Source organism: Kitasatospora sp. NPDC001547 (genome assembly GCF_042894165.1).
Lineage (GTDB): Bacteria > Actinomycetota > Actinomycetes > Streptomycetales > Streptomycetaceae > Kitasatospora.
The window spans coordinates 274,760-300,245 of record NZ_JBIAVL010000009.1 but is presented as its reverse complement, the minus strand read 5'-3'; the positions used below and the strand labels follow the sequence as shown (position 1 = coordinate 300,245).

The following is a 25,486-nucleotide window of genomic DNA, read 5'->3' as shown; positions in this document are numbered from 1 at the left end:
CTCCCCTTCCCTCCCTCGGCGTACAGTCCGGCCGGCCCGGTCAGTGCCCGTACATGCCGACCTGGTAGCCGCCGCCGGGCTGGCGGATCATCACGTTGGCCCGGTTGAAGGCGTTGATCAGCGAGATCAGGCTGACCAGCGCCGCCATCTGCTCCTCGTCGTAGTGCTTGGCAGCGTTCTCCCACACCTCGTCGCTGACCCCGCCGGCCGCGTCGGCGAGCCGGGTGCCCTCCTCGGCGAGCTCCAGCGCGGCGCGCTCGGCGTCGGTGAACACGTCGGTCTCGCGCCAGGCGGCGACCAGGGCCAGGCGCACCGGGTCCTCCCCCGCGTGGACGGCCTCCTTGTAGTGCATGTCCAGGCAGGCGCCGCAGCCGTTGATCTGGCTGGCGCGCATCCGCACCAGCTCCTGGACGGCGTAGGGCAGGGTCGAGTCGGCGATGGGCTTGTTGGCCGCGATGAGGTGCTTGAAGACCTTGCCGATGAGCGGGCTGGCGAAGGGGTCGAGGCGGGGTTCCATGGTGTGCTCCTCGGTCGTGTGTGCCGTTGCTGCCCTTGAAGACAGGACAGCCCGCCGCTTTGTGACGGCTCCCGCCGCCCCCGACCCCGTGACCTGCGTCACACCACCCGCGCACGGGCGGCGCCGGGCCTCGGATAGCCTGCTGGGCACGCTCGGAAAGGGGGATTCCATGACGGGACCGACGGCGGGAACGGCGGCGGGAACGGCGGCGGGGACGGCGGTGTCGGCGGCCGCCGGGTACCGGCCGCTGCTGTTCTCCATCGCCTACGGGATGACGGGTTCGGTCGGCGACGCCGAGGACCTCGTCCAGGACACCTTCCTCAACCTGACCCGCGCCGAGCAGGCCGGCACCGCGGTCACCGACCCCAAGGCGTACCTGACGACGACCGTCACCCGACTGGGCATCAACCACCTGAAGTCCGCCCGGGTGCGCCGCGAGACCTACGTCGGCCAGTGGCTGCCCGAGCCGGTCGTCACCACCGCCGAGCGTCCCGGCCCGGCCGAGCACGCCGAGCTGGCGGACACCCTGTCGATGGCGTTCCTGGTGCTGATGGAGGCCCTGTCCCCGGTCGAGCGGGCGGTGTTCACGCTGCGCGAGGCGTTCGGGTACGACTACCCGCAGGTCGCGCGGATGGTGGGCAGGAGCGAGGCGAACTGCCGTCAGATCCTCACCCGCGCCAGGAAGCGCCTGGCCGCGCCCGAGGACGGCGCGCTCGCCGCCGCCCCGGCGCGGCGCGCGCAGGGCGAGGAGCTGGCCCGGCGCTTCTTCGAGGTCGCCGAGGGCGGGGACCTGGACGACCTGCTCGCCATGCTCGCCCCCGACGTGGTGTTCCAGGGCGACGGCGGCGGCAAGGCCCGCGCGCTCGCCCAGTGCGTCACCGACCCGCGCCGCGTCGCCCAACTGCTGGTCGGCGGGCTGCGCCGCATCCGCCGCCTGGGCGTGCGCCTGGTCCCCGCGCGGGTCAACGGCCGCCCGGGCGCGGTGCTGTACGACGCCGAGCAGCGGGTGGCCAGCGTCATCGAGCTGGACATCGACGCCGGCGGCGCGGTGCGGGCGGTCCACGCCGTGTCCAACCCCGACAAGCTCGCCCACCTCGGGCCGGTCTCGGACGTGGGGCTGCTGCCGTCACCGAAGTGACCGGCGGTGACCGCGGCGAACGGGACGCGGGACGCCGGCCCGGGACGCGGGACGACCCGGGCCCGACAGCCGGGCCCGGGTCGTTCGGCGTGCGCGTCCCGCGGGTCAGGGGATGGTGCAGATGGCGGTCGCCGAGATGGTCTCGGTCGCGGTGCCGGTGTTGGTGCCGCGCACGACCCAGGAGTTGCCGGAGCTCGGGTAGGAGTCGGTGAAGAAGATCCGGAAGGCGCTGGTCTGGCCGCCACCGCCGGTGGGCACCTGGCCGGAGGGACAGGTCACGGTGGCGATCCCGTTGGCGCCCGGGGCCACGCTGACCGGGGTGCCGGAGACCGGGGTGTGCGCGGCCAGCAGCGAGGGGCCGACGGGGGGCTGGTCGTCGGGGACGACGACGGCCGGCTTGTCGACGGGCTTCCCGGCGGGCTTGTCGTCGGCGACGGCGGCCGCCGTGCTCGCGGCCAGGACGGCGACGGCGGCGAGGGCGGTCAGGACCAGGGGCTTGGTGCGGGCCATGGAGGCCTCCTGATGGTTCAAGGGTTCTCGGGGTCCGTCGACGGGATCTGATCCCCCGTCGGCATACACCGATGCGTACCCGAACCACCGGGCCGGCCTCCCGGGCGGGTAGCCGGTTACCCGGGCAGCGGAACACCGCTGCCCGGCCGGGCTAACGCGCGGGGCGCGGCGCCGGCGCCGGCGCCGGCCACTGCCACTGCCACTGCCACTGCCACTGCGGCGGCGGGGAACCGGGCGCCGCCCGCTCACGCCGGCGCGGGGGCCCGCCGGGTGCGGGTGAACCAGCAGGCCAGCGCCAGGTTGGGCACCCAGCACAGCCAGGCGATGGCGGTGTAGGAGGCGCGGAAGTCCAGGCCGGCCGTCGTCGCGGCGAGCAGCATCAGCCGCAGGGTGACGGCGGCGAAGGTGAGCGCGAAGCTGCGGATCATCCAGCGGCGGTGGTCGGCCACCCGGCCGTCGAGGACCGCCCGTAGCCCGGCGCCGCCGGTCACCAGCCAGGCCGCGGCCAGGCCCGCGAAGCCGGCCCCCGAGAGCGCGCCCCCGTACGCGACGGGCGCCAGCAGCAGCGCCCCCACCCCGCCGACCAGGCAGGCGAGCAGGTAGGCGACGCCGATGCGGCGGTGCCAGCGCGGGAGGCGTTCGCGCAGGCGCCCGGAGAACTGCCACGGCCCGACCGCCAGCGCCGTGACGGCGCCGAATACGTGGACGGCGAGCGGGACTTGGTGGCTCAGGTAGGTGGCGCGCTGGTGTGCGAAGTACGCCGCCGGGTCGAAGCTGAAGTACTTGGCGGAGCTGACGACGATGAAGGTGGAGAGCACCGTCATGACGGCCCAACCGGCCCGTGTGATGCGCATGGGTCGAGTCTCGGGCCTGCCGGGCCCCGAGGGGTATCCGGGTGGACCCTGAGAAGCACCCTCAAAGAACCCTCGTCCGCCGTACGGGGGAAGGCAGATGCCCCCACCCGACGGCCGGAGCCGGTGACCGGGAAGATCACCGGGCGGCGGGAGGCGGGCGGCCCGCGCGGAAAATCTTTTCGGGGATCGCCGGGGCGCCCCTACTGTGGCGTGGTGATGACTGAAGTGATCGTTCTCAACGGTGGTTCCAGCGCGGGGAAGTCCGGGATCGCCCGGTGCCTGCAGGCGGTCCTGCCGGATCCGTGGCTGGTCCTCGGGGTCGACACGCTGCTCGACGCGGCACCGGCGTCCCTGCAGGCGTCGGACGCGGGGATCGAATTCGCGCCGGACGGGGAGGTGGTCGTCGGGCCGGAACTGCGGGCACTGGAGGCGGCGTGGATCGAGGGGATCGCCGCGATGGCCCGTGCGGGCGCCCGGGTCGTCGTCGACGAGGTGTTCCTGAGCGGAGCGCACTCGCAGCAGCGGTGGCACAAGGCCCTGCACGGTCTGCGGGTGCTGTGGGTCGGCGTCCGGTGCGACAGTGCGGTGGCCGCGGACCGCGAGGTCGCACGGGGCGACCGGATCATCGGGATGGCCGCGTCCCAGGCGGATGCGGTCCACCGGGGCGTGGTCTACGACCTGGAGGTGGACACCACACACGCCGAGGCGATGGAGTGCGCACGGGCCATCGCCGCGCAGGTGACGTCCTCCCGGCCCTGAAGGCTCGGCACGCCCACGGCGCGGCGCACACACCCCCGGCCCGGCGCGGAACTTCCGCGCCGGGCCGGGGCAGGTCGGGGCAGGTCGGGTCAGGCGGCGCGCTGGCCGTGGAGGAGGACGGGCAGGGAGCGGTTGACGAGGGCCTCGGCCGCGCGGGCGGCCTGGGAGGGCGCCATGAAGTCCGGCAGGGCGACGGCGGGCACGAAGCGGGCGCCCAGCAGACCGCTCCTGCGCTGCGCCGGGACGGTGATCCGGGTGCTGTCGGGGACGGTGCCGCCGTCGAAGACGAGGTTGAGGCGTTGCAGGTAGCGGTCGGCCGGGGTGAAGTCGACGGCGAGGACGTCGGTCAGACGCGCGATCAGCCCGGTGTCGGCGTGCAGGTGGCGGGCGGCGGCCAGGTGCGGGGGCTCGTTGGGGCGGGCGGAGCCGCCCGGGAGGATCATGCCGTCCATGTAGTCCGGGTCGACCAGCAGGACGTCGCCGCGCTGGTTGCGGACGAGGACGAGGCAGCCGAGCCGGCAGACGGGGGGCTTGGCGAGCAGGCGGGGGTCTTGCACGGGGGCAGGTCACTTTCTCGACACGGCGGGGGAGTTCAGTCGTCCCAGGTCAGACGCTCGTAGCGCAGGCCCTTGCGGAGCAGGTCGACCATGCGCAGCAGGTCGAGCGGGCGGGCGGTGAGGTGGAGCAGGTAGCTGCACGTCAGCCGGCCGGTGTCCCAGTCGACTTCCAGCGTGGGGAGCCGGACGCCGCCGAGGGCGAGGACGGTGGTGAGGTCGTCGAGGACCTCGGCGGCCTGCCGGCGCTGCTCGGCGGTCGCGCGGGAGAGGGTGGAGGACACGGTGGTCACTCCCCCGGCCGCTTGTGGACCTCGAAGGCGCGCCAGGCGCTGTAGGCGTCCCCGAAGAAGGTGAAGGAGGCGAGTTCACCGGTGGGTTGGCGCAGCCACTCACCGGTGAGCTCGTTGCGGACCCGGTAGCGGTCGGCCTGCGGGTCCCAGCGGACGCCGTAGCCGTGGAGGCGGGGGAGTTGGTCGTGGGGCATGGGGAACTCTCTGCGATCGGAGTTTCACGTTCTGTGCACATGCTGGCGCAAGGTCACCTAGCATGGGAAGCGGCCTGCTACTTGCCAGTGGGCCGCACGGAAGTTGAGGGCTGCCATGAACAAGAAGAAGATCGACCCGGAGTCCAGCCCCTGGGCCCCCTTCGGAATCCAACTCCGCGCTTTCCGAGAGGCCAAGGACCTGCTCCAAGAGGAGCTGGCCCCGCTCATCGGGTGCTCCCCCTCGCACCTGTCCTACATCGAACTTGCGCACCGGCCCCCGAGTCGCAAGCTTGCCGAGCTGTCCGACATCGCGCTCGACACCGGCGGCACCATGCTGCTGATGTGGTACCAGCTGAAGAACGCCGCGATCCTGGAGGGGTTCCCGGAGTACGCCCGGTACGAGGCCCTCGCGGAACAGATCCGAATCATCGAGATCAACATCGTCAACGGGCTTCTCCAGACCCGGGCCTACGCAACAGCCATCGAAATGGGCTACGCCAGGCAAACCGACACGAGCGAGAAGCTCGCCGAGGAACGTATCGAATTCCGGCTCGCCCGCCAGAAGATCTTGGAGCGGCCCCAGCCGCCACTCCTGCATGTGGTGCTGGACGAGAGCTGCCTCAGGCGGATCGTCGGCGGACGTGACGTCATGGTCGAACAGCTCCTCCATCTTGAGCAGTTGACCACCCGCGGCAACGTGGTCATCCAGGTGGCACCGTATTCCCTGGGCGAACACCGGCCGTTCACGCACATGGCGACTCTCCTTACCATGCCTAACCGCAAAGTTCTTGCTTATGGCGAGGTTGAGCAACGCGGGTACATTGATCGCGATACCAAGTCGGTTGGCGCGCTAGTCAAGAGCTACGATCGGCTGGCGATCGAGGCCCTCGGTCAGGCCGAATCGCTGGCTTTCATCCGTGCGACGAGGAGGGACCTGGAGTGGATGTCGACCTGACGGAGGCTTCCTGGCGGAAGAGTTCGTACAGTGGCGGAGGCGGTGGGCAGTGCATCGAGGTCGCCGACGGCTTCGCCGGCGTCATGCCGGTACGCGACTCCAAGGACCCCTCCGGTCCGGCCCTCCTCTTCTCCTCCCCCGCCTGGCAGGCCTTCGTCACCGCCGTCCGCACCGGCGAGTTCGACGTCTGATGAGCGGTCCGGGCCGGCCTTCGGCACCGGACCGCTCACCGCGTGCTGCTCCTCCTCAGGCGGCGTGGTCCGCCGGCAGGAAGTTGATGCGTTCACGGATGACGGGGAAGCCCGCTTTGGCGAAGTGCGCGGCCATGGGGTAGTTGCCCCGGTCCGTCGCCCCGCCGATGAACTCCGCGCCCTGTTCGGCGAGGAGGTGGGTGCACTCCGCGAGGAGGTCGTAGGCGTAGCCGCGGCCGCGCTGTTCCGGGACGACTCCGATGAAGCCGATGGTCGGGCCGGAGGGGTTGTGGGCCGGGATGTGGATGCCGGCCAGTTCGCCTTCCGGCGTGCGGGCGGTCTGCCACCACTCGCGCGGGGAGGGGCACCAGTGGAAGAAGTCGAGTTCCTCCTGGGCGGCCTGGTCGAGGCCGCCCTCCTCGATGGCCCTGAGCGCGTGGGCGTCCAGGGTGACGGAGTGGATGCGGCGCAACGCGTCGAAGAACACGGCGTCGTCGGGTTCCGCGCCGAAGCGCAGGCGTCCGGGCCGCTCGGGCAGGCCCCGCTGCGGGGTCCAGCGGTACAGGAGGCGTTCCACCAGGAGTTCGTAGCCCGCGGCTCGTGCGGCGGCGAAGCGGGCCTCGGCGCCGGCGCGCAGGTCGGCCTGCTCCCGCCAGCCGCCGGGCAGGTTGATCTCGAGTTCGACCTTCCAGGGAGCGGAGCGCAGGAGTTCGGCTCCGGCCTCCTCCTCGCCCTCGGCGACGTCGAACCAGTTGATGTTGACGGGCTCCGAGTCGTCGGGGCCGCCCCACCACGCGCCGCGTGCGACGACCTCGCCGTCGCGCAGGGCCACGCGCTTCCAGTCGGGGCGGAAGCGGGTACGCCGATGGCCTTCACGGGCGCCCAGGGGGTCGGGCAGTGCGTCGAAGAGATGAGCGTCGCTCGCGCAGAGCGCGCGGATGACCAGGTCGGTCATGGATTCCTCCGGGATACGGGCCTGCTTGGGGCGCTCCCGGTCAGAACTGACGAACCACGCCGGGACAGTGGACGAGGGAGCGCTGGAATGGTGTGAACTGCACGGCACTCGCCTCCTTCCGTCCGTCTCAGGGCGTGATCCACACACGATAGGTGATCTTCGGCGGGTCCGTCCACGGATTCCCGCGCTTCTCGACCGGCGGGGATCGCGAGGGAACGGGAGGCGTCCGTCCGGCTGCCCCGCCCGCCCCGTGCGCGGCCGGGCGGGGCGGGCGGGGATGCTCCTGCGACCGGATCCGACAGCCGTCGAGGAGCCCTCATGCCCTCCCTCCACCGCCGCCGCACCGTCGCGGCCGGCCTCGCCCTCGCGGCGGGCCTGACCGTGGCCGCCGCCGCGCCGCCCGCGTCCCCCGCCCCCGCGCCGCGGCTCGGCCGCTACTATCACCAGCGCCTCGGCCGGCACAGCTGCCTCCAGGGCCCCGACGACCCGGTGGGCGCCGCACTGCGGCAGGCCGGCGCCCGCTGCGCGGACGTCACCGTGCCGCTCGACTACGCCGACCCCCGTGGCCGCACCCTCACGCCGGCGCTCTCCCGGATCGCGGCCACCGACACCCGCCACCGGATCGGCACGCCGCCGCTCGACGACGGCGGCCCCGCCGCCCCCACGCTCGGCGCGCCCCTGCGGGTGCGCGCCGCGCTCAAGGACACCGCCGGCCGCTACGACATCGTCGGCCCGGACCCGCGTTTCGCCGGCCGCAGCACCCCGCTGGACTGCGGCCGGCCCGTCGGCGGCCTCTTCTGCGCCGGGACCGGCCGCGCCTCCTTCGAGCGCCAGGTCGCCCTCCACCGGGACCTCGCGGCCAGGTGCCGTTCGGCGGCCGGCGACCTGCTGCCCTACGCGGGCACCGTCCCCACGGCCCGGGACATGGACATGGGCCCGCGGCGCGCTCGGCGAGCGCAGGATCTCCTTCCTCGGCCTGTCCTACGGCACCTGCCTCGGCACGGTGTACACGCAGCTGTTCCCCGGCCGCCTCGACCGGGTGGTCCTGGACGGCGCCACCGTCCCGCGCCACACCGGGCCCGCGCTGCTGCCCGACACGGTGGCGGAGAACGAGCACGCCTTCGCCCACTGGGCCGACCGGGCGGCGGCCCGGCACGACCGCTACGGGCTCGGCCGCACCCGCGAGGAGGTGAGCGCCGGGATCCTGCGCACGGTCGAGGCGGCCGCGGCCCGCCCACTCCTGGTCGGCAGCGGCGCCGACGCCTTCGAACTCGACGACACCCGCGTCCCGGTGCTGCTGTTCATCGCGCTCGCGGACGACACCGACCCGCAACGCGCGGCCCTCGCCGAGCAGATGGCGCAGCCGGCCCAGGCCGCGGCGGGCCGGCCGGTCACGCCCTCGGCCGCGACCACCGCCCTGCTGCGCCTGCTGTTCACCGCGCAGGGGTCCTCGCCGGCCGGCAGTGCCCGGGCCGTGCTGTGCGCGGACGGCCCGGCCGCCCGCGACCCGCAGGAGTACTGGCGCCGGATCGAGCGAGGCCGCGCCGAGCACCCGCTGTTCGCACCGCTGCTCGACGACATCAGCCCCTGCGCGTTCCGGGACTTGCCGGGCGGTCCCCCCGTCGAGGTGCGCCGCGATGCCCGGGTGCTGATCCTCGCCGCCACCGGGGACCCGCGCACCCCCTACCGGGACGGCGTCGCGCCGCACTCGATGCTGCCCGGCTCGCGGCTGCTCACCCTGCGGGGCGCCGACCGGCACGGGCTCTACGGGCTCTACGGCAACGCGTGCGTGGACGAAGCGGTCAACGCCTACCTGGCCGGCGGACGCCTGCCGCAGACCGACCCGACCTGCACCCGGCCGTAGCCGGGGCGCGTGTGCCGCCGTGGTCGACCCGCCGGGTGGGCGCGGGGACGGGCCGGCTCCGGTGATCGACTGTTTTCTGCCAAATTGGTCTCTACCATTGCCTCGAATCCGGGGTTCCGGAAGGCTCTGCGCCGAACGCCGGGAAGCGGACTGCGGCGTTCTCCCCGGAGCGAGGAAGACACCGACATGGCACTTCGCACAGCGGTTTCCAGCATGGCCCTGGCCGCACTGCTCACGGTCGCGGGCGGCCTCGCGGCCGCCCCCGCCGCCCAGGCGTCCACCACCAGGACGACCGGCTACACCTACGTCGGCATGTATCCCAGCGGCGCGGCGTGCGACGCCGCCGGGCAGGCCTACGTGGCCCGCGGGCAGGCGGTCGGCTACTTCTGCGACGTCGCCCCGAGCACGGCCCGGCTCTCCGTCTGGTTCTTCTAGGACGTTGCGGGGAGCGGGAAGCCGGCCCGGCCGGCTTCTCGCCCAACTCGGCTCCGGCCGGGCCCGGTTGACGGCCCCGCCGCCCCGCCACGGGGGCGGCGGGGCCCTGCCGCCACCCGATCGGGTGATCTTCCGCGACCCTCCTTGCGTGATCGTCCGGCCACGCGGTGTGCCGGCCGCCCCGGGGCCGGACGGCGGCCCCGCCGAGGGGAGCCACACCGCATGAAGACTCCGGTCACCACCGACATCAAGGTCAGGGACAAGTCCGCCTGGATCCGCTGGCTGCCGAACGCCCTGCCGGCCGCGGGCTACATCACGCTCGACAACTCCGCCGACAAGCGCTACGAGATCACCAGGATCAAGAGCCCGGACTACCGGAACATCACGATCTACCAGACCGTCACCGACGCGGAGAGCTCGAAGACGGTCAAGCTCGACAAGGTGACCCTCTCCGCCAAGGGCGGGTTCGCCTTCGCGCCGGGCCAGTACCACCTCATGCTGGAGAAGCCGACCCGCCTGATCACCCCCGGGGACAACGCCCGCGTCATCTTCTTCCTCGACGACGGCACCGTCCTCAAGGTCAGGATCCCCGTGCGCACCTCCCCCGAGCTGTACTGACCCCGCCGCCCGCGCCACCTGGAGATCCGGACATGACCACGTACCACCTCGACCTCGGCGACGACCGGGCCGAAGCACTCGGCTCCGTCACCAAGCTCACCCTCGTCGGCTCCGAACTCGACCTCGACGCCCTCCTGACCACCGGCGTCAAGGCCCCGGTCCCGCTGTGGGGCGACGTACTGCTCACCCGTGGCGAGGAGCGCCACGAGGCCACCACCACCTGGGTCGAGGACGTCGAGAACACCAGCACCCACCAGGACGTCGTCCTGATCGCCGGGGACCCCGCCGACCCCACCTCCCGCCGCGTCCGCCTCGCCGACGCCTGGGCCAGCACCACCTACCACCTGGACGAGGACGACGACCCGGACGCCTTCGTCATCAGCTTCAAGGACATCACCATCGAGAAGTAGGCCGCCCCCGCCGCCCATCCGCGAACGGCGCCCCGGCGTGGGAAGTCGGCCCAGCCGACTTCCCACTCCTCACGCCCGGGCGGGGAGCCGGGCGGCGCCGCCCCGCGGCGCAGCGCGAGGCGTGGGGCGGGGCACCGGGCCGGCGGGGCAAGGGTGCCGATCGGGGCCGTGGTCGAGGCGAGCTTCCTGCCGATGCTCAGGGGGGGCGTCCTCCTGGATGGAGGTCGCGGGCCCGTTGGCCGCGATCGCCACGCGGCCTGGCGGAGTTGCCGAGCCGAGACTGTCCCTCGGGCACCGGACCCCGTCCCTGCCAGCGCTCCGCGTCCTGGACGGCGCGGGGCGACACTTGCGTGACAACAGGTCGACATTCGCCGGTCGTGAGGGCCGGGCCCGGGCCCGCTCCCCCGAGGGGGCGGGCAGTGGTGGGGGCGGCGGGGGCCCGTTCGCCGCGATCGCCACGCGGTCCGGCGGAGTTGCCGAACCGAGGCTGTTCCTCGGGCGGCAGCAGGAGTGCGACGGGTACCAGGCCCGCCACTTGACGGCAGGCCGACGTTCCCCTGCCGTGCGGGCCGGACCCAGGCCGGTTCCCGAGGGGGCCCGGCCAGTTTCGCCGCGATCGCCGTGCGGCCTGGCGGAGTTGCCGAGCCGAGGCTGCCCCTCGGCGGGTGGCGGGGATGCGACGGGTGTCGGGGCCGCCGCCTGCCGCCGCTGACGGCAGGCCGACGTTCCCCTGTCGTCCGGGCCGGTTCCCGAGGGGCGGGCAGTGGTGGTGGCGGGGCCCGTTGGCCGCGATCGCCGCACGGCCCGGCGGAGTTGCGAGCAGAGGCTGCTCCTCGGCGGGCAGCGGGGCTGCGACGGGTGCCGGGCTCGCCGCCTGCCGCCGCTGACGGCAGGCCGACGTTCCCCTGCCGTCCGAGCCCGGCCCAGGCCCCGCTCCTGAGGGGCGGCCAGTGGTGGCGGCGGGCCCGTTGGTCGCAATCGCCGCGCGGCCTGGCGAAGCTGCCGAGCACAGGCTGTTCCTCGGATGTCGGCTCCCGTCCCTGCCAGTGCTCCGCGTCCTGGGCTGCGCGGGGCGACACTTGCGTGACCACAGGTCGAGATTCGCCGGTCGTGGGGGTCGGGCCGAGCCGGTTCCTGAGGGGCGGCCAGTGGTGGCGGCCGGGGCCGTTGGACGCGATCGCCCTGCGGCCTGACGGAGTTGCCGAGCCGAGGCTGTCCCTCGGGTGACGGCGAGGGCTGCGACGGGTGCCGGGCCCGCCGCCAGCCGCCGCTGACGGCAGGCCGACGTTCCCCCGTCGACCGGGCCGGTTCCCGAGAGTCGGGCAGTAGTGCTGGGGCCCGTTGGCCGCGCGGCCTGGCGGAGTTGCCGAGCCGAGACTGTTCCTCGGGTGACGGCGAGGGCTGCGACGGGTGCCGGGCCCGCCGCCTGCCGCCGCTGGACGGCAGGCCGACGTTCCCCCGCCGTCCGGGCCGGTTCCCGAGAGTCGGGCAGTGGTGCTGGGGCCCGTTGGCCGCGCGGCCTGGCGGAGTTGCCGAGCCGAGACTGTTCCTCGGATGACGGCGAGGGCTGCGACGGGTGCCGGGCCCGCCGCCTGCCGCCGCTGGACGGCAGGCCGACGTTCCCCCTCGTCCGGGCGGGGCCCGGGGCCGGCTGCCAGGGGCGGGCGCCGGCGGCGCGGCCGAAAACCGGCTTGCCGGGGGGTGGCGGTGGTGGGTGCAATGGGCCCGCATGATCGCGCAGGTGCGCTCGCGGTGGGCGGGATGCGACGGGTGCGGGCCGCCGGTTCGGCGGGTCCGGCCGCCCGCGCGGCCTGCACGGGTCCGCGCGGTCTGCGCCGACCGGGTCGTCACGCGGGGGAGCCAGCGCATGAGTACGTCACCGTCGCCGTCGCCGTCGGCCACCGGAGCGCGGCGGGGCGAGGGTCCGTCGGTGCGCATCGGTGCCCTCGTTCCGCTGTCCCGGCCGGGCTGGGTCGAGGCGGGGCGGCACGTGCTCGCCGGTTTGGAGCTGGCCGTGGGCGAGGTCAACGAGGCCGGGGGGATCGGCGGGCGGCCGCTGGAGCTGCTGGTGCGGGACACCGCGGCCGATCCGCGCAGGGCCGCCGAGGCGGTGGAGGAGCTGGCCGGCCTGGGGGTGGCGGCTCTGGCCGGGGAGTACCACAGCGTCGTGGCGCGGGCGGTCGCCGCCGGGGCCGATGCCGTGGGCCTGCCGTACCTGTGCACGTCGGCGGTGCTCGACGCGCTCACCGACCGGCCGACGCCGTGGGTGGCGCGGCTGTGCCCGGCGCAGTCGCACAGCTGGCGGGTGTTCGCGCAGTTCCTGCTCGGCGCGGGCCACCGCCGGGTCGCGGTGGTGACCCAGCCGAGCGTCTACTGGGCGTCGGGGGCGCGCGTCCTGCGCGAGTGCCTGGCCCCGCACGGCGGCGCCGTCGTCGAAGTCGACGCGGCCGTGCTCTGCCCCGCCGCGGTGTGCGAGGAGCTGGTGCGGCGGGAGGCGACGGCCGTGCTGCTGCTGGTCGGCCACCCGGAGCCGGCGGTGTCCCTCATCAGGGCGGTGCGCGGCGACGGGCGGCTGGCGGGGGTGCTGGTCGGCGCGCCGGCGGGGCAGCCGGAGTTCGCCGAGTGGGCGGCGCTGCTGGGCGCTGACGGCGCGGGTGTGCCGTTCCTGCGCTACCTGCCGGAGCGGCTGGGCCCGCTCGGTGCCCGGGTGGGGGCGGCGCTGCGGGAACGGCTGGGCGAGGAGCCGTCGTTCGTCGCCTTCGAGGGGTACGACACGGTCGCGGTGCTGGCCGAGGTGCTGCGTTCGCAGGGGCCCCACCGGGAGCGGATCGCGGCGTCCTGGCCGCATCTGGCGGTGGAGGGCACCCGCGGCAGGATCCGGTTCTCCCGGGAGCCGGGCGGCAGTGTGTGGCAGTGGGCGTGGCCGCCGGTGCAGGTCGTCGACCGGGATCCGGCGGCGCCCGGGCGCTTGCGGGTGCTGCACACCGGCTGAGGGCACCGGGCCCGGTGCGGGAGGTCGGCGGGGCAGGCCGGCCGCGCGCTGCGCCCGCCCGCGCCGGGAAAAATGCGGTGCGCACGCCGCGGCGGCTGGGTAGGGTGCACCGCCATGGCTTCGGAACTGGAACGGCCCCCGCTCCTGGCGGACGAACGCACCGCGATCGTCGGCTGGTTGGAGCTGCAGCGCAAGATCCTGCGGTGGAAGTGCGAGGGGCTGAGCGACGAGGACGCGCACCGCTGCGTCCTGCCGACCTCGCCCGCGATGACGATGGCCGGCCTGGTGTCCCACATGCGCTGGACGGAGCACCTGTGGCTGGAGGTGCTGTTCCTGGGCGGCGACAAGACGCAGCACCCGGTGTTCGACGGGTCGGGTGAGGACGCGGACTGGCACACCGGCGGGCGTCCGCTGGCCGAGCTGCTCGCGGAGTACGAGGCCCAGTGCGCGCGCAGTGACGAGATCGTCGCGGCGGCCTGCCTGGACGACGTCGGCCGCCACCCCGACTTCCGTACCGGTGGCGCCAACCTGCGCTGGATGCTGATCCACCTGGTGGAGGAGACGGGCCGGCACGCGGGGCACGCCGACATCGTCCGGGAGCTGCTGGACGGCTCCAAGGGGTACTACTGATGGCTGACGGCCCGTCCGGTGACCCGATGCTGGAGCTGCTGTCGGCGAACGGGCCGGATCCGGAGCACGCGCAGGCGCTGATGCTCTACGGCCGGCTGGTCGGCACGTGGGAGATCCGCAACCGGTACCTGTTCCCCGACGGCCGGTGGCGCACCGCGGCGGGCGAGTGGCGCTTCGGCTGGGCGCTGGGCGGCCGGGTGGTGCAGGACGTGCTCTGGTGCCCGGACTTCCACGGCCGCTTCCCGGGCACGACCTTGCGCATGTACGACGTCACGACCGGGTTGTGGCGGATCACGTGGATCTCGCCGAAGCTTCCCTCGTACTTCTCCCAGGTCGGCCGTGGCGACGGGGCCGGCGGGATGGTCCAGGAGGGCACCGACGCCCAGGGGCGGCGCTCGCGGTGGACGTTCACCGAGGTCACGCCGACCTCCTTCCGCTGGCAGGGCTTCAGCGCCTCCCCCCTCTCCCCCGGCTCCCCCGACGCTCCCCTCTCCCTCGACGCCCCCCTCTCCCCCGGCTCCCCCGACGCTCCCCTCTTCCCCGGCTCCCCCGGCTCCCCGGGCGCTGCGGGCGCTGTGGGCGCTGTGGATTCGCCGGGTTCCCCGGAGGGCGGGTTCGAGCTGTTCCAGGAGATGTACGCGACGCGCACCGGCTAGGGGGCGCTAGCTGCGGGTGAAGGTGCCCAGGCCGTCGTGGTCGAACTGCTCGACGACGACCTTGGCGGCCTTGCCGTCGTCGCCCGCGGTGAAGGTCACGCCGGACAGGCCGACGGCGTTCTCCCCGCGGGTGCGGAAGCTGAACACGTCGCCGGCGTAGTGCTGGAGCGGGAACTGGAGGTTGTCCGGGCCCAGGCTCATCACCAGGGCGCCGCCGTTGCCGGTGGTCACGGTCAGCGGGCCGTAGTAGCCGTTGGTGTAGGTGCCGACGTAGGCGGCGTCGGGTTTGGCGCCGGGGGCGCCGGCCGGGGGCTTGGTGTAGTCGGTGGGCGAGGTGCCGGCCACCAGGGCGGCGGGGATGACCTTGCCGAGGAAGCCGAGCCAGTCGACGGTCTCGTGGCCCTCCTGGGCGAGGTCGTAGAACTCCTCGGCCACCGCCTCGGGCAGGCCGGTGGGCTGGCCGTTGGTCAGCACCACGATGCCCAGCTGCTCGGCGGGCAGCAGGGTGACGACGGTGGCGGCGCCCAGGAGGAAGCCGCCGGAGTGGTTGAGCCGCAGCCGGCCGCGGGTGTCGCGGCCGACGTTCCAGCCCAGGCCGTACTGGCCGGGGTTGCCGGCGGGCGCGGCGGGCGGGTTGGAGAGGCTGTGCGGGAGCCAGGTCTGGCTCAGGGCGGCCGTGTCGAGGACCTGCCGGCCCTCGAAGGAGCCGCCGGCGAGCTGCAGGCGCATCCAGCGGGCGAGGTCCTGGACGGTGGAGCTGACGCCGCCGGCCGGGGACTGGGCGTCGGCGTTCTCGGTGGTGCTCACCTGCCAGCCACCACTGCCACTGCCACCGCTGCTGCCACTGCTGCTGCTGCTGCTGTTGTCGTCGCCGGTGCGTACGTGCGGCACGGCCTTGTTGGCGGCGTGGTCGTAGGCGGAGCGCAGGGAGCTGGTGGCGGTCATGCCGAGCGGCTTGTAGAGGGCGTCGGCGCACAGGTCCTCCCAGGCGGTGCCCTTGGCCTTGGCGACGGCCACGGCCGCTTCGGTGAGGCCGTAGTTGGTGTAGGCGTAGTGGGCGCGGAAGGGGGCCAGGGGCTGGTCGCGCAGGTGCTGGAGGATGTAGTCGCGCGGGTAGCCGAGGTCCTGGAGGAGGTCTGCGGCGTGGTCGGGCAGGCCGCTGCGGTGGGAGAACAGGTCGGCGATCGTCACGTGGCCGCCGGTCCAGGGGTCGGCGAGGGTGAAGCCGGGGTCGTGGGCGGAGACGGGGTCGTCCCAGGTGGCCGCCTTCTGTCCGACGGCCGCGGCGACGACGGTGGAGGCGATCGGCTTGGAGACGGAGGCGAGTTGGAAGACGGTGTCGGGGGTGACGGTGTCGGGCTTGCCGAGTTCGCGGACGCCGTAGCCCTTGGCGTGGACGACCTTGTCCTTGTGGACGACGGCCAGGGCCAGGCCCGGGACGCCGGTCTTGCGCATCGCGTCCTGGACGTAGGCGTCGATCCGGTCGACGGCGGTGGCCACCTGCTGGTCGGTCAGCTGCGGCGAGGGCGCCGGCGGCGCGGTCGCCGGGGCGCTGGAGGCGCCGGGGCCGCCCGAGGGGCTGGGGGCGGCGGCGGGGTCGGTGGCGGCGGCGGAGGTGCACCCGGTGAGCAGCAGGGCGGCCAGCAGGGGTGCGGCGGTGCGGTGTCCCGGCCTGGCGGCGGTGCGGCGGTGCATGGGGGTCCTCCCTGGTCCCGGGTGGCGCGGCCGTGCGCCTCGTCGGGTGAGTATTGGACGGGCCGGGGCGGGGGCGCGGGGCGCCGCGCACCGGGGCGGGCGCAATCACCCGTCCGGCGGGTCGGGGTGCGCGGGGGCCAGGGGGCGGGTCGGGGCCGGGGGTGCGCGGGGGTGCGCGGCGGCCGGCGGGCCGGGAGGCGGGCGGGCCGGGGCCGGGAGGGGGCGGACGGGCCGGCGGGTGGGCGGGCCGGGGTGGGGGTGGTGGGGCGCGCGGCGGCCGGGGGCGGGGGGGGGGGGGGGGGGGGGGGGGGGGGCCGCCCCCGCCCCCCCCCCCCCCCCCCCCCGGCCGCTGCCCGGGCGCTACTCGACGATCTCGGCCTTCTCGATGACCACGTCGTCCTTGGGGACGTCCTGGTGGCCGGACTTGGAGCCGGTGGGCACGGCCTTGATGGCGTCGACGACGTCCTGGCCCTCGACGACCTCGCCGAAGACGGCGTAGCCCCAGCCCTGGGGGTTCTTGCCGCTGTGGTTGAGGAAGTCGTTGTCGGCGACGTTGACGAAGAACTGGGCGGTGGCGGAGTGCGGGTCGCCGGTGCGGGCCATCGCCACGGTGTACTCGGTGTTCTTCAGGCCGTTGTCGGCCTCGTTCTGGATGGGGGCGCGGGTCTTCTTCTGGCGCATGCCGGGCTCCATGCCGCCGCCCTGGATCATGAAGTTGTTGATGACCCGGTGGAAGAGCGTCCCGTCGTAGAAGCCGTCCCGGACGTACTGGAGGAAGTTCTCCACGGTGGCGGGGGCCTTGTGCGCGTCGAGCCGGAGAACGATGTCGCCGTGGTTGGTGCTCAGTTTGACTTTCGACATGACTACCTCACTGTCTGCGTGGTGGCGGCTACGAAGCGTTCACGCGCATTGTGACAGCAGGGGTGGCCGGGCACGGTTGAGGCGCTTCAGTTGGCGAGGCTGAAGTCGCCGCCGACGGGGGCGGCGAGCTTGTCGATGCCGGTGAGGGCGGTGAGGGTGGGCACCGGGGTGCTGCTGTCGGTGGTGGTGCCGTCGCCGAGCTGGCCGGAGCCGTTGCTGCCCCAGGAATGCACGGTGCTGGTGCCGGACAGGGCCACGGTGTGCTCGCGGCCGCCGGCCACCAGCCGTACGCCGGTCAGGCCCGGGACGGTGACGGGCAGGACGCGGAAGACGGTGGTGCCGTCGCCGAGTTGGCCGGCGGTGTTCTGGCCCCAGGCCTTGAGGCGGTGGTCGCTGTCGACCACGGCCATGCTGTGGTTGCAGCCGGCCGCGATCTGGGTGACGCCGCCGCTCCAGGTCGCCTGGGTGGTGACCGGGGTGAAGCGGTTGATGGTGGTGTTGTCGCCGAGCTGGCCGGTGGCGTTGTAGCCCCAGGCGCGGACGGTGGCGCCGGGGCCCGGTGCGCCGACCAGGGCGAGGTTGTGGCCGGCGCCGGCGGCGATGCGGCTGACCGCGCTCAGGCCGGTGACCGGGGCGGGGACGGCGCGGTTGGAGCAGGTGCCGTCGCCGAGCTGGCCGTTGAAGTTGTAGCCCCAGGCCCACACGGTGCCGTCCTCGCGCAGGGCCAGGCTGTGGTGCAGGCCGGCGGCGATGGCGACGATCCTGGTCAGGCCCTCGACGCGGGTGGGCATGCTGGTGTCGGCGCCGGTGCCGTTGCCGAGCTGGCCGTGCTTGTTCTGGCCCCAGGCCATCACGGTGCCGTCGCCGAGCAGGGCGAGGCTGTGGGCGCCGCCGGCGGCGATCTCGACGGCGTCGGTGAGGTTGACGACCTGGCCGGGCGCGTTGTGGCTGAACACCGTGCCGTCGCCGAGCTGGCCGGCGCCGTTGACGCCCCAGGACTGCACCGTGCGGTCCGTCAGCAGGGCCAGGCCGTGGCCGGCGGCGGGGCCGAACCCGCCGGCGGCGATCTTCACCACTTCGCTGCTGGTGAGCCCGAGCACGGTGGTGGCCGTGGTGCGGAGGTCGGCCCAGGTGCCGTCCCCGAGCTGGCCGGAGCGGTTGTTGCCCCAGGACTTCAGGCGCTTCTCTGCCATGCGACGATGCCTCTTTACCTCTATGACAATAAGTCAAATCGTCGGTGCGTCACGCCGGTTGACGACTCCACGATCATGGCCCGACGCTACCCACGTGCCCGGCACGGCACGGGCAACGGCCGTGCCCGCCACCCGATCGGGTGACGCCGGGCCCCTGTCCCCGCTCCGTGCGCATTGCGCACGCCCCTGCCGTTGTGTGTCCGGCCCGTCACCCCTAGTGTCGGCGGTCTGCGGTGCGCGGGCAGCGCACCGCGGTCCGTTTCGCCGTTGAGGAGGCAAGCCCGTGGCCGACACCTTCGTGCCCGTGGAACCGAGCGCGTACGTCACGCAGCGGAACCTGGCCGGCGCCAAGGAACTCCCCGCCTCCCCCGCCGACTTGGAGGGCGCCCGGCGCGGGCTGCTCGCGGCCCCGCCCTACCGCGCGCTGCCGTCCCGAGACGGCCGGGAGGCGGTCTGGCACTTCGGCGCCTTCGGCTTCCTGGCCGGCGACGCCCCCGCCACGGTGGCGGCGCCGCTGTGGCACCAGGGCCGGCTGGCCCTGCCCTGCGGCCTGTTCGAGGTCGCCGACGGCCTGTACCAGGTACGCGGCTACGACCTCGCCAACCTGACCGTCGCCACCGGCCGCGACGCCCTGCTGGTGATCGACCCGCTCGGCTCCTACGAGACCGCCCGCGCGGCCCTGGCCCTCTACCGCTGCGCCACCGGGGACGCGCGGCCGGTGCGGGCCGTGGTCCACACCCAGAGCGGGGTGGACCACTTCGGGGGCGTGCGCGGCCTGTTCGCCGGCGCCCGCGCCGGCCTGCCCGCCGACCTCGCGGTGTACGCGCCCGAGGGGTTCCTCGCCGACGCGGTGCACCGGCAGGTCACCGCCGGCGCCCACACCGCCCGACTCCTCGACTACGCCTACGGCACCCGGCTGGAGGTCGGCCCGCGCGGCCTGGTCGGCTGCGAACTGGGGCGCACCGTCTCCACCGGCCGGCCCGACTTCCTCGCCCCCACCGACACCGTCGGCGGCCCGCTGTCCGTCCCCACCCCCCGGGCCCACTGGCCCGCCTGGGCCTCGGCGGCCGGCGTGCCCTGGCAGGAGGGCCTGTACGCCGTCGAGGCGGCCGGGGTGCGGATGGTCCTGCAGCCCGCGGGCGGCCACGCCTGCCCCGCCGAACTGAACCTCTACCTGCCCGACCACCGGGCCCTGCACCTGGCCGGCGCCGGACTGCTCGGCGCCCCCGGCCCAAGCCGCGCCGGCCTCCTGGACGCCACCGCCACCGCGTTCGGCGCCGCCGCCGCCCTGGGCACCTGCGCCTACGGCGCCCCGGTGTGGGGCGCCGCGCAGGTCCGCGGATGGCTCACCGCCCACCGCACCGCCGCCCGCACCGTCCCCGACCCCGGCCCCGCCGCCCCGCTGCTCGCCCACCCCGGCTACCTGGACACCCCCTCCCGCACCGTGCGCGAGGTCTGGGCCCGGCTGACCGGCACCGCCCTGGCCCCGGCCCGCCCGGCCGTCACCGCCCGGACCGAGCTGTCCGCCCCGGACGGCGCCCGACGGGCGGTGGACGCGGCGCAGCGCGCGTACGAAGGCACGGGCGGCGGCGGGGGCGTTGGTGCGGGCGGCGGCGCGGGCGTTGGCGCGGGCGGGGGCGGGGCGGGCGGCGGCTGGGGCTCGGGTGCGGGCGCGGGCGTTGGTGCGGGCGGCGGCGGGGGCGTCGGTGCGGGGCCGGACTACGCGCGGGCGGTGCTGCTGCTGGACCCGGTGGTCTCGGCGTGCGCCGTCCCGGCGGCCGTGCCCGGGACGGTGGAACAGCGGGCGCGGGAGCTGCAGTCACGGGCACTCACCCAACTCGGCTACCTCACGGCCCACGGGCAGCTGCGCAACGCACTGCTGACCGCGGCCCGGGACGTACTGCAACCGGCTGCGGCGCCGACGCGCTTCGCGGGGACGGTGGCGGACCTCGCGGTGTGCGCCGACCCACTGGCGATCTGAGCCGCGGACCCGGCAGGCAGACGCCCCGGGCACGGTAGGCGGACGCCCCGGGCACGGTAGGCGGACGCCCCGGGCACGGCGGTCTCGGCGGGCGCGGGAGCTACAGTCGCGGGCGCTCACCCAACTCGGCTACCTCACGGCCCACGGGCGGCTGCGCAACGCGCTGCTGACGGCGGCCCGGGACGTACTGCAACCGGGTACGGCGCCGACGCGCTTCGCGGGGACGGTGGCGGACCTCGCAGTGTGCGCCGACCCGCTGGCGATCTGAGGCGCGAGCCCGGCGGGCAGACGCCCGGACCCGACGGGCGGGCGCCCCGGGCCCGACGGGCGGGCGCCCCGGGCACGGTAGGCGGACGCCCCGGGCCCGGCGGGCGGGCGGCCCGGGACGTACTGGAACCGGCTGCGGCGCCGACGCGGTTCACGGCGACGGTGGCGGACCTGGCAGTGTGCGCCGACCCGCTGGCGATCTGAGGCGCGAGCCCGGCGGGCAGACGCCCGGACCCGGCGGGCGGACGTTCCGGACCCGGCGGGCGGGCGCCCCGGACCCGGCGGTCTCGGCATGCGCCGTCCCGGGGCCGGCGGGCGGCGGTGTCCTGTCAGGCGATGCGGTGGGCCAGGCCGGGGTAGTCGGCGACCAGGCCGTCGGTGTCCAGCAGCAGGTCCGCCCGGTAGTCGCCGCTGGCGTAGCGGACGGTGGCGCGGCCGTCCGGGTGGCGGCGCAGGTGGGTGTAGGTCTGGCGGGAGGGCACGACCACCAGGTCGGGCACGCGGATCCAGGCCATCAGGAAGTGGTGCTCGCCGGGCCGCTGGTGGAGGGCGTGGCGCAGGACGGGCGGGGTGTTGGTGAGCGGGGACAGGCCGAGGTCGCAGTCGAGGGCGCCGGTCAGGTCGGGGCGCTCGGTGCCGTCGACGCTCCACCGGCCGGTGTGCTCGTCGCGGCGCAGGTCCAGGGTGCGGGTGGTGTCCGGGGTGCGGGCGGTGACGTGCATGCGGCGGGTGGTGAAGCCGTCACCGGTCTCCAGGCGGTAGTCGAGCCAGTAGGGGGCGGGTTCGGCGGCGGCGGCGCGGCCGTGGGCGGTCAGGGCGTGGGGGCCGAGGTCGATCCAGGAGGTCTCCAGGCCGGCGGTCTCGGTGACGCGCCAGGTGGGTACGGCGCTGCGGGTGCGGGCGGTGGGGCTGGTCATTCGTGCACGGTAGTACGGGCCGCCGACAGCGGCCCGGCCCGCGCCCGCGCCCGCTCGCCCGGGTGGTGCAGCGGGGCGGGCCGGGGCCGCCCGGGTGATGCAGCGGGGCAGGCCGGGGCCGCCCGGGTGATGCAGCGGGGCAGGCCGGGGCCGCCCGGGCGTGTTAGCAATGACCGCAGGGGGGCGGGGGTGCCCATGCGTAAGCACTCCGAGCACGCCAAGCGTGTGAAGCACGTGAAGCACGCCGAGCACGTGGAGCGTGTGGGGCGTGTGGAGCACTCGACCCACTCGACGCACTCGAATGCCGGAGGCCGCCTTGTCGCACCACCTCAGCGGACCGAACCTGCGCTCACCCGAGGGTGACGCGCGCCTGGACCTGACCGACCTGTTCGCCTTCGCCGCGCCGGAGCCGGGCCGCACGGTGCTGATCATGAACGTGAACCCGGTCGCGCCGTCCGGCGGACAGGCCTTCCACCCGCAGGCGGTGTACCGGATCGACATCGACACCGACGGGGACCGGCGGGCCGACCTCGCCTACAGCTTCACGTTCTGCGAGCCGCAGGACGGGGAGCAGACCATGACGGTGCGGCGCGCCACCGGTGCCGGGGCGCGCGGGCTGGAGGCGACCGGCGAGGTCCTGGTGTCCGGGGCGCCGGTGAGCTTCACGGACACGCCCGCAGTGGTGGAGGCGGGAGCGTACCGGGTGAGCGCGGGGCTGCGCAGCGACCCGTTCTTCGCGGACCTGGACGGGATCGTGAAGGACTTCCAGTGGACGGGGGTGGACTGGGGCGCGGACAAGAACGTGTTCGGGATCGTGCTGGAGGCACCGGACGCGGCGTTCGGGCAGGCGCCGCAGATCGGGGTGTGGGCGCGGGTGAGCGTGCGCAAGGACGGGCGGCTGGTGTCGGTGGACCGCGGCGCGCACCCCTCGCTGACGGCGTACTTCAACGAGGAGGACGTGAAGGACGCGTACAACGCCGGGGAGCCGGTGGACGACTGGGACACCTACCGGGATCCGTGGACGGCGAAGCTGCAGCACTTCGGCGGGTACACCGCGCAGGCGGCGCAGGCGCAGCTGCGGCTCGTGCTGCCGGACATCCTGCGCTACGACCGCGCCCGTCCGGCGGGCTGTCCGAACGGGCGCACGCTGACGGACGACGTGACCTCGGCGCGGCTGACGATGCTCACCGACGGGAAGGTGTCCGGCGACCACATCGGCCCGCACACCGACCTGTTGCCACACTTCCCGTACCTGGGCCACCCCCACTGACCGCCGGAGGCCACGCACTCGCACTCTCCTCGACCGACCCCCGCACCGGGCCCACCTGACCACGCGCCGGGGCCGCCGGCTCTGGGACGGGGGCCACCCGCTCCAGGGCCGGGGCCGCCAGCTCTGGGCGGGGGCCGCCCGCACTGACCGCCGAGTGCCGCGCGCTCGCGCTCTCCTCGACCGGCCCCCGCGCCGGCCCCGAACATCCCCCGCACCGGGCCCACCTGACCCCGCGCCGGGGCCATCTGCCCCGCGCCGGGGCCGACAGGCCCCTGGGCCGGGGCCGACAGGCTCCTGGGCCGGGGACGCCGGCTCCTGGGCGGGGGCCGCGTAGGGTGGCGGCATGTCCGTTCCCGTGGAGCTGGTGGTCTTCGACTGCGACGGTGTGCTGCTCGACAGCGAGCGGTTGGCCGTGCGGGTGGACGAGCGGGTGGTCGCCGAGGCGGGCTGGCCGCTGTCGCGCGAGGAGCTCGTGGAGCGGTTCCTGGGCCGCTCGCACGCGTTCATGACGGCCGAGATCGAGGCGCACGCGAGGGTGGCGCTGGAGCCGGGCTGGGACAGGCGTCTGCAGCGCCTGTACGACGAGGTGTTCGCCGCCGAACTGGCCCCGGTGGAGGGAGTGGTGGCGGCGTTGGCCGCGCTGCGGGAGGCCGGGGTGGCGGACTGCGTGGCGTCCTCCAGCACCCACGCGCGGCTGCGCTCGACGCTCGGACTGACCGGGCTGCTGCCGCGTTTCGCCGGACGGATCTTCAGCTCGCAGGACGTGGAGCGCGGCAAGCCCGCACCGGACCTGTTCCTGCACGCGGCGGCCGCGATGGGAGTGCGGCCGGCGGCGTGCCTGGTCGTCGAGGACAGCAGGTACGGGGTGGCCGCCGCGCGGGCGGCGGGGATGCGGTCGCTGGGCTTCCACGGCGGGCTGACGCCGCGGGCGTGGCTGCAGGGGCCGGGCACCCGTACGTTCGCGGACATGCGGGAGCTGCCGGCACTGGTCGCCGGGGCCGGGTCGCTGCCCCTGCCGTAGCCCCGCCCGCAGCCCCGGCGGCGAGGCGGCAGTTTCTAGCGGTCGTTGCAACACGTGGTCGGTGTTCAGGCCGCGATGAGTTTATGGAGGCGCTCGGCTGGGGTTTCCCAGCCGAGCGTTTTGCGTGGGCGGCCGTTGAGCTGGACGGCCACCGCTGCGAGGTGTTCCGGGCCGTGGGCGGACAGGTCGGTTCCCTTGGGAAAGTACTGCCGTAGCAGGCCGTTGGTGTTCTCGTTGGAGCCGCGCTGCCAGGGGCTGGCCGGGTCGCAGAAGTAGACCGGGACGCCGGTGGCGACGGTGAAGCTCTTGTGGGCGGCCATCTCGGAGCCCTGGTCCCAGGTCAGCGACCGGACCAGGTGGGAGGGCAGGGTCCGCACGGTCTCCGTGAGGGCGCCGCGCACGTGCTCGGCGGTTCGGCCGTTGGGCAGATGCGGGAGCATCACGTAGCGGGTGGCCCGCTCGACCAGGGTGCCGATGGCGCAGGCGCCGTCCTTGCCGATGATCAGATCGCCCTCCCAGTGCCCGGGAACCGCCCGGTCCTCCACCTCGGCAGGGCGTTCGCTGATCATGACCATCGGGTCGGTGAAACGTGGCTGGCGGCAGTTGGCCTGGCGCGGGGCCTGCGGCGGGCGCGGCCGGTGCGCAAGGCGCCGCGAGTTCGCGCCGCAGCTCGCCGCGGCCCTGGACGTAGAGGGCCTGGTAGATCGTTTCGTGGGCCGCGTGCATCTCCGGCCGCTCGGGAAAGGTGTCCCGCAGAGCGTGGCAGATCTGCTCCGGACTCCACCGCTGGTCCAGGCCGGCCTGGATCGCGGCCCTCAGCTCCGCGTTGAGGGCGATCATTCCCGGCTTGGGGCGCGGACGCCGCCCGTCCGCACGGGCCTGCGCGGCATGAGGTCGGTAACTGCCGTTGCCAGGATGGCGGTTGCGCCGAATCTCCCGACTGACCGTCGAAGGGCTCCGGCCGAGCTCAGTCGCGATCGTACGGATGGTGGCTTTCTCCCGCAGCCGGTCGGCGATGTGGATCCTCTCGTCCTCGCGCAGGTACCGGGACGGTCCGAACGCGCCGGTGGGCGCCCGCTCGAATCGAGCGGGCGCCCGGAACCTGTTCGGGTCCGTCCGGCCGTTGCGCCACTCGCGTCCGGTCCGCTCGTGGACGCCCACCAGCCGGGACGCCTTCTTGTTGCTGTAGCCCTGTCGCACGAGCCGGAAGTATTCCGCCCGCTCGGCACGAAGCTTCCTGACCCCTTGGGGGTTTCCGCTCCCCTCGGATCTCGAAGTCCATCGCATTCCCTCAGCTCGGGTGTTGCGACGACCACTAGAACCCAAGGGCCCGGCGGCGGGGCCTGTCGGGCCCGCGGGGCCTGTTGCGCTCGCGGGACCTTGCGCTCGCGGGGCCTGTCGGGCCCGCGGGCAAGCAGGCGCGCCCCTGTCAGATGTCAGGGACCGCCGCGGGCACCGGGTTCCTAGGCTGACGGGCACCGGGCGGATCGACCGTCCGGTGCCCGTACCAGCCAAGGGAGAACCCCCATGCGCAGGATCACCCGTGCCGTCACCGTCCTGGCCCTGGCCGCCGCCGCCCTGACCACGACGGGGGCCGGCGGCGCCGGCGCCGCGGACGGCGAGTGGGCGGGCTGCCCGTCGGGCGCGGTCTGCGTCTACCCGCAGGACCAGGACCCGGCCGTCAGCCCCAGCGCCGTCTACTGGAGCTACGGCGCGCACAACCTCAGCGGCCAGTACGGCCACCACTGGGTACTTA

The 25,486-nt window shown here is 74.6% G+C and carries 25 protein-coding genes and 2 pseudogenes; 15 read left to right on the top strand and 12 right to left on the bottom strand.

The annotated features are described in order from the left end of the window. Window positions 1-40: 40 nt before the first annotated feature. Window positions 41-517, bottom strand: a complete 477-nt coding sequence (locus ACFY0X_RS19345; protein ID WP_387756150.1) for a carboxymuconolactone decarboxylase family protein — start codon at window positions 515-517, stop codon at window positions 41-43. 169 nt (window positions 518-686) lie between these two features. Here ACFY0X_RS19345 and sigJ point away from each other — a divergent pair, with 169 nt between their 5' ends. Next, window positions 687-1,655: an RNA polymerase sigma factor SigJ gene (gene sigJ, locus ACFY0X_RS19340; RefSeq protein WP_387756148.1), complete on the top strand. Its 969-nt coding sequence runs from the start codon at window positions 687-689 to the stop codon at window positions 1,653-1,655. Between the two features lie 105 nt (window positions 1,656-1,760). On the opposite strand, the gene ACFY0X_RS19335 is transcribed toward sigJ, so the two are convergent. Continuing rightward, window positions 1,761-2,165, bottom strand: coding sequence for a hypothetical protein (locus ACFY0X_RS19335; RefSeq protein ID WP_387756146.1), 405 nt, complete (start codon window positions 2,163-2,165; stop codon window positions 1,761-1,763). A gap of 245 nt (window positions 2,166-2,410) precedes the next feature. After that, complete coding sequence (locus ACFY0X_RS19330; protein ID WP_387756144.1) at window positions 2,411-3,019, bottom strand: DUF2306 domain-containing protein; 609 nt, start codon at window positions 3,017-3,019, stop codon at window positions 2,411-2,413. Between the two features lie 216 nt (window positions 3,020-3,235). Here ACFY0X_RS19330 and cpt point away from each other — a divergent pair, with 216 nt between their 5' ends. After that, complete coding sequence (gene cpt / locus ACFY0X_RS19325) at window positions 3,236-3,778, top strand: chloramphenicol phosphotransferase CPT (RefSeq protein WP_387756142.1); 543 nt, start codon at window positions 3,236-3,238, stop codon at window positions 3,776-3,778. A gap of 89 nt (window positions 3,779-3,867) precedes the next feature. On the opposite strand, the gene ACFY0X_RS19320 is transcribed toward cpt, so the two are convergent. Genes ACFY0X_RS19320 through ACFY0X_RS19310 form a run of 3 tightly spaced genes read right to left on the bottom strand, consistent with a single transcriptional unit; the run spans window position 3,868 to window position 4,819 of the window. Then, window positions 3,868-4,335 carry an NUDIX domain-containing protein gene (locus ACFY0X_RS19320; RefSeq protein ID WP_387756140.1) on the bottom strand — a complete coding sequence of 156 codons (468 nt, stop codon included), beginning with the start codon at window positions 4,333-4,335 and terminating at the stop codon, window positions 3,868-3,870. 35 nt (window positions 4,336-4,370) lie between these two features. Beyond that, on the bottom strand, window positions 4,371-4,616 hold the full coding sequence (locus ACFY0X_RS19315; RefSeq protein ID WP_387756138.1) for a hypothetical protein: 246 nt from the start codon (window positions 4,614-4,616) through the stop codon (window positions 4,371-4,373). 5 nt (window positions 4,617-4,621) lie between these two features. Then, window positions 4,622-4,819: a hypothetical protein gene (locus ACFY0X_RS19310; RefSeq protein WP_387756136.1), complete on the bottom strand. Its 198-nt coding sequence runs from the start codon at window positions 4,817-4,819 to the stop codon at window positions 4,622-4,624. 115 nt (window positions 4,820-4,934) lie between these two features. Here ACFY0X_RS19310 and ACFY0X_RS19305 point away from each other — a divergent pair, with 115 nt between their 5' ends. Both ACFY0X_RS19305 and ACFY0X_RS19300 read left to right on the top strand, forming a co-directional pair. After that, window positions 4,935-5,774, top strand: coding sequence for a helix-turn-helix domain-containing protein (locus ACFY0X_RS19305; RefSeq protein ID WP_387756134.1), 840 nt, complete (start codon window positions 4,935-4,937; stop codon window positions 5,772-5,774). Beyond that, window positions 5,759-5,965 carry a DUF397 domain-containing protein gene (locus ACFY0X_RS19300; protein ID WP_387756132.1) on the top strand — a complete coding sequence of 69 codons (207 nt, stop codon included), beginning with the start codon at window positions 5,759-5,761 and terminating at the stop codon, window positions 5,963-5,965. The genes ACFY0X_RS19305 and ACFY0X_RS19300 overlap by 16 nt, the downstream gene beginning before the upstream one ends. Window positions 5,966-6,020: 55 nt before the next feature. On the opposite strand, the gene ACFY0X_RS19295 is transcribed toward ACFY0X_RS19300, so the two are convergent. Then, window positions 6,021-6,920: a GNAT family N-acetyltransferase gene (locus ACFY0X_RS19295; protein WP_387756130.1), complete on the bottom strand. Its 900-nt coding sequence runs from the start codon at window positions 6,918-6,920 to the stop codon at window positions 6,021-6,023. Window positions 6,921-7,482: 562 nt separating this feature from the next. On the opposite strand from ACFY0X_RS19295, the gene ACFY0X_RS19290 reads away from it, so the two are divergent. The 7 genes from ACFY0X_RS19290 (at window position 7,483) to ACFY0X_RS19260 (ending at window position 14,525) form a co-directional block, all read left to right on the top strand. Next, a complete protein-coding gene (locus tag ACFY0X_RS19290; protein WP_387756128.1) occupies window positions 7,483-8,784 on the top strand; it encodes an alpha/beta fold hydrolase in 1,302 nt (433 codons plus the stop codon). A 186-nt stretch (window positions 8,785-8,970) separates the two neighbouring features. Beyond that, entirely contained in the window at window positions 8,971-9,219 is a 249-nt protein-coding gene (locus tag ACFY0X_RS19285) for a hypothetical protein (RefSeq protein ID WP_387756126.1), read from the top strand. A gap of 222 nt (window positions 9,220-9,441) precedes the next feature. Beyond that, the gene (locus ACFY0X_RS19280; RefSeq protein WP_387756124.1) at window positions 9,442-9,837 is read left to right on the top strand and encodes a copper chaperone PCu(A)C; all 396 of its coding nucleotides are present in this window, start codon (window positions 9,442-9,444) and stop codon (window positions 9,835-9,837) included. Window positions 9,838-9,869: 32 nt separating this feature from the next. Next, window positions 9,870-10,247 carry a hypothetical protein gene (locus tag ACFY0X_RS19275; protein ID WP_387756122.1) on the top strand — a complete coding sequence of 126 codons (378 nt, stop codon included), beginning with the start codon at window positions 9,870-9,872 and terminating at the stop codon, window positions 10,245-10,247. Window positions 10,248-12,114: 1,867 nt separating this feature from the next. Then, the gene (locus ACFY0X_RS19270; protein ID WP_387756120.1) at window positions 12,115-13,239 is read left to right on the top strand and encodes an ABC transporter substrate-binding protein; all 1,125 of its coding nucleotides are present in this window, start codon (window positions 12,115-12,117) and stop codon (window positions 13,237-13,239) included. A 114-nt stretch (window positions 13,240-13,353) separates the two neighbouring features. Beyond that, window positions 13,354-13,869, top strand: coding sequence for a DinB family protein (locus tag ACFY0X_RS19265; protein ID WP_387756118.1), 516 nt, complete (start codon window positions 13,354-13,356; stop codon window positions 13,867-13,869). Then, window positions 13,869-14,525 (top strand): hypothetical protein, encoded by a 657-nt coding sequence (locus tag ACFY0X_RS19260; RefSeq protein ID WP_387756116.1) that lies wholly within the window; start codon window positions 13,869-13,871, stop codon window positions 14,523-14,525. Before ACFY0X_RS19265 ends, ACFY0X_RS19260 begins: the two co-directional genes overlap by 1 nt. A 6-nt stretch (window positions 14,526-14,531) precedes the next feature. On the opposite strand, the gene ACFY0X_RS19255 is transcribed toward ACFY0X_RS19260, so the two are convergent. The 3 genes from ACFY0X_RS19255 to ACFY0X_RS19245 form a co-directional block, all read right to left on the bottom strand. Then, window positions 14,532-16,220, bottom strand: coding sequence for a serine hydrolase (locus tag ACFY0X_RS19255; RefSeq protein WP_387756114.1), 1,689 nt, complete (start codon window positions 16,218-16,220; stop codon window positions 14,532-14,534). 360 nt (window positions 16,221-16,580) lie between these two features. Next, complete coding sequence (locus ACFY0X_RS19250; protein WP_387756112.1) at window positions 16,581-17,081, bottom strand: peptidylprolyl isomerase; 501 nt, start codon at window positions 17,079-17,081, stop codon at window positions 16,581-16,583. A gap of 86 nt (window positions 17,082-17,167) precedes the next feature. Beyond that, window positions 17,168-18,274 carry an RCC1 domain-containing protein gene (locus ACFY0X_RS19245; RefSeq protein ID WP_387756110.1) on the bottom strand — a complete coding sequence of 369 codons (1,107 nt, stop codon included), beginning with the start codon at window positions 18,272-18,274 and terminating at the stop codon, window positions 17,168-17,170. Window positions 18,275-18,557: 283 nt separating this feature from the next. Between ACFY0X_RS19245 and ACFY0X_RS19240 the strand changes: the two genes are divergently transcribed. Further along, a complete protein-coding gene (locus ACFY0X_RS19240; protein WP_387756108.1) occupies window positions 18,558-20,255 on the top strand; it encodes a hypothetical protein in 1,698 nt (565 codons plus the stop codon). 596 nt (window positions 20,256-20,851) lie between these two features. On the opposite strand, the gene ACFY0X_RS19235 is transcribed toward ACFY0X_RS19240, so the two are convergent. Continuing rightward, the gene (locus ACFY0X_RS19235; protein WP_387756106.1) at window positions 20,852-21,439 is read right to left on the bottom strand and encodes a putative glycolipid-binding domain-containing protein; all 588 of its coding nucleotides are present in this window, start codon (window positions 21,437-21,439) and stop codon (window positions 20,852-20,854) included. 316 nt (window positions 21,440-21,755) lie between these two features. Between ACFY0X_RS19235 and ACFY0X_RS19230 the strand changes: the two genes are divergently transcribed. Together ACFY0X_RS19230 and ACFY0X_RS19225 are read left to right on the top strand one after the other, a co-directional pair. Continuing rightward, on the top strand, window positions 21,756-22,709 hold the full coding sequence (locus tag ACFY0X_RS19230; protein WP_387756104.1) for a DUF4331 family protein: 954 nt from the start codon (window positions 21,756-21,758) through the stop codon (window positions 22,707-22,709). A gap of 343 nt (window positions 22,710-23,052) precedes the next feature. Beyond that, the gene (locus ACFY0X_RS19225) at window positions 23,053-23,730 is read left to right on the top strand and encodes an HAD family hydrolase (protein WP_387756102.1); all 678 of its coding nucleotides are present in this window, start codon (window positions 23,053-23,055) and stop codon (window positions 23,728-23,730) included. A gap of 65 nt (window positions 23,731-23,795) precedes the next feature. Here ACFY0X_RS19225 and ACFY0X_RS19220 read toward each other — a convergent pair. After that, window positions 23,796-25,056 (bottom strand): annotated as a pseudogene (locus ACFY0X_RS19220) (IS30 family transposase). Between the two features lie 201 nt (window positions 25,057-25,257). Here ACFY0X_RS19220 and ACFY0X_RS19215 point away from each other — a divergent pair. After that, window positions 25,258-25,486, top strand: a pseudogene (locus ACFY0X_RS19215) (hypothetical protein); the annotation flags it as partial.

Excerpts from the sequence above, each read along its gene's own strand:
- ACFY0X_RS19345 (WP_387756150.1), bottom strand. The coding sequence starts at position 517 with ATGGAACCCCGCCTCGACCCCTTCGCCAGCCCGCTCATCGGCAAGGTC.
- sigJ (WP_387756148.1), top strand. The coding sequence starts at position 687 with ATGACGGGACCGACGGCGGGAACGGCGGCGGGAACGGCGGCGGGGACG.
- ACFY0X_RS19335 (WP_387756146.1), bottom strand. The coding sequence starts at position 2,165 with ATGGCCCGCACCAAGCCCCTGGTCCTGACCGCCCTCGCCGCCGTCGCC.
- ACFY0X_RS19330 (WP_387756144.1), bottom strand. The coding sequence starts at position 3,019 with ATGCGCATCACACGGGCCGGTTGGGCCGTCATGACGGTGCTCTCCACC.
- cpt (WP_387756142.1), top strand. The coding sequence starts at position 3,236 with ATGACTGAAGTGATCGTTCTCAACGGTGGTTCCAGCGCGGGGAAGTCC.
- ACFY0X_RS19310 (WP_387756136.1), bottom strand. The coding sequence starts at position 4,819 with ATGCCCCACGACCAACTCCCCCGCCTCCACGGCTACGGCGTCCGCTGG.
- ACFY0X_RS19305 (WP_387756134.1), top strand. The coding sequence starts at position 4,935 with ATGAACAAGAAGAAGATCGACCCGGAGTCCAGCCCCTGGGCCCCCTTC.
- ACFY0X_RS19295 (WP_387756130.1), bottom strand. The coding sequence starts at position 6,920 with ATGACCGACCTGGTCATCCGCGCGCTCTGCGCGAGCGACGCTCATCTC.
- ACFY0X_RS19285 (WP_387756126.1), top strand. The coding sequence starts at position 8,971 with ATGGCACTTCGCACAGCGGTTTCCAGCATGGCCCTGGCCGCACTGCTC.
- ACFY0X_RS19280 (WP_387756124.1), top strand. The coding sequence starts at position 9,442 with ATGAAGACTCCGGTCACCACCGACATCAAGGTCAGGGACAAGTCCGCC.
- ACFY0X_RS19275 (WP_387756122.1), top strand. The coding sequence starts at position 9,870 with ATGACCACGTACCACCTCGACCTCGGCGACGACCGGGCCGAAGCACTC.
- ACFY0X_RS19270 (WP_387756120.1), top strand. The coding sequence starts at position 12,115 with ATGAGTACGTCACCGTCGCCGTCGCCGTCGGCCACCGGAGCGCGGCGG.
- ACFY0X_RS19265 (WP_387756118.1), top strand. The coding sequence starts at position 13,354 with ATGGCTTCGGAACTGGAACGGCCCCCGCTCCTGGCGGACGAACGCACC.
- ACFY0X_RS19260 (WP_387756116.1), top strand. The coding sequence starts at position 13,869 with ATGGCTGACGGCCCGTCCGGTGACCCGATGCTGGAGCTGCTGTCGGCG.
- ACFY0X_RS19255 (WP_387756114.1), bottom strand. The coding sequence starts at position 16,220 with ATGCACCGCCGCACCGCCGCCAGGCCGGGACACCGCACCGCCGCACCC.
- ACFY0X_RS19250 (WP_387756112.1), bottom strand. The coding sequence starts at position 17,081 with ATGTCGAAAGTCAAACTGAGCACCAACCACGGCGACATCGTTCTCCGG.
- ACFY0X_RS19245 (WP_387756110.1), bottom strand. The coding sequence starts at position 18,274 with ATGGCAGAGAAGCGCCTGAAGTCCTGGGGCAACAACCGCTCCGGCCAG.
- ACFY0X_RS19235 (WP_387756106.1), bottom strand. The coding sequence starts at position 21,439 with ATGACCAGCCCCACCGCCCGCACCCGCAGCGCCGTACCCACCTGGCGC.
- ACFY0X_RS19225 (WP_387756102.1), top strand. The coding sequence starts at position 23,053 with ATGTCCGTTCCCGTGGAGCTGGTGGTCTTCGACTGCGACGGTGTGCTG.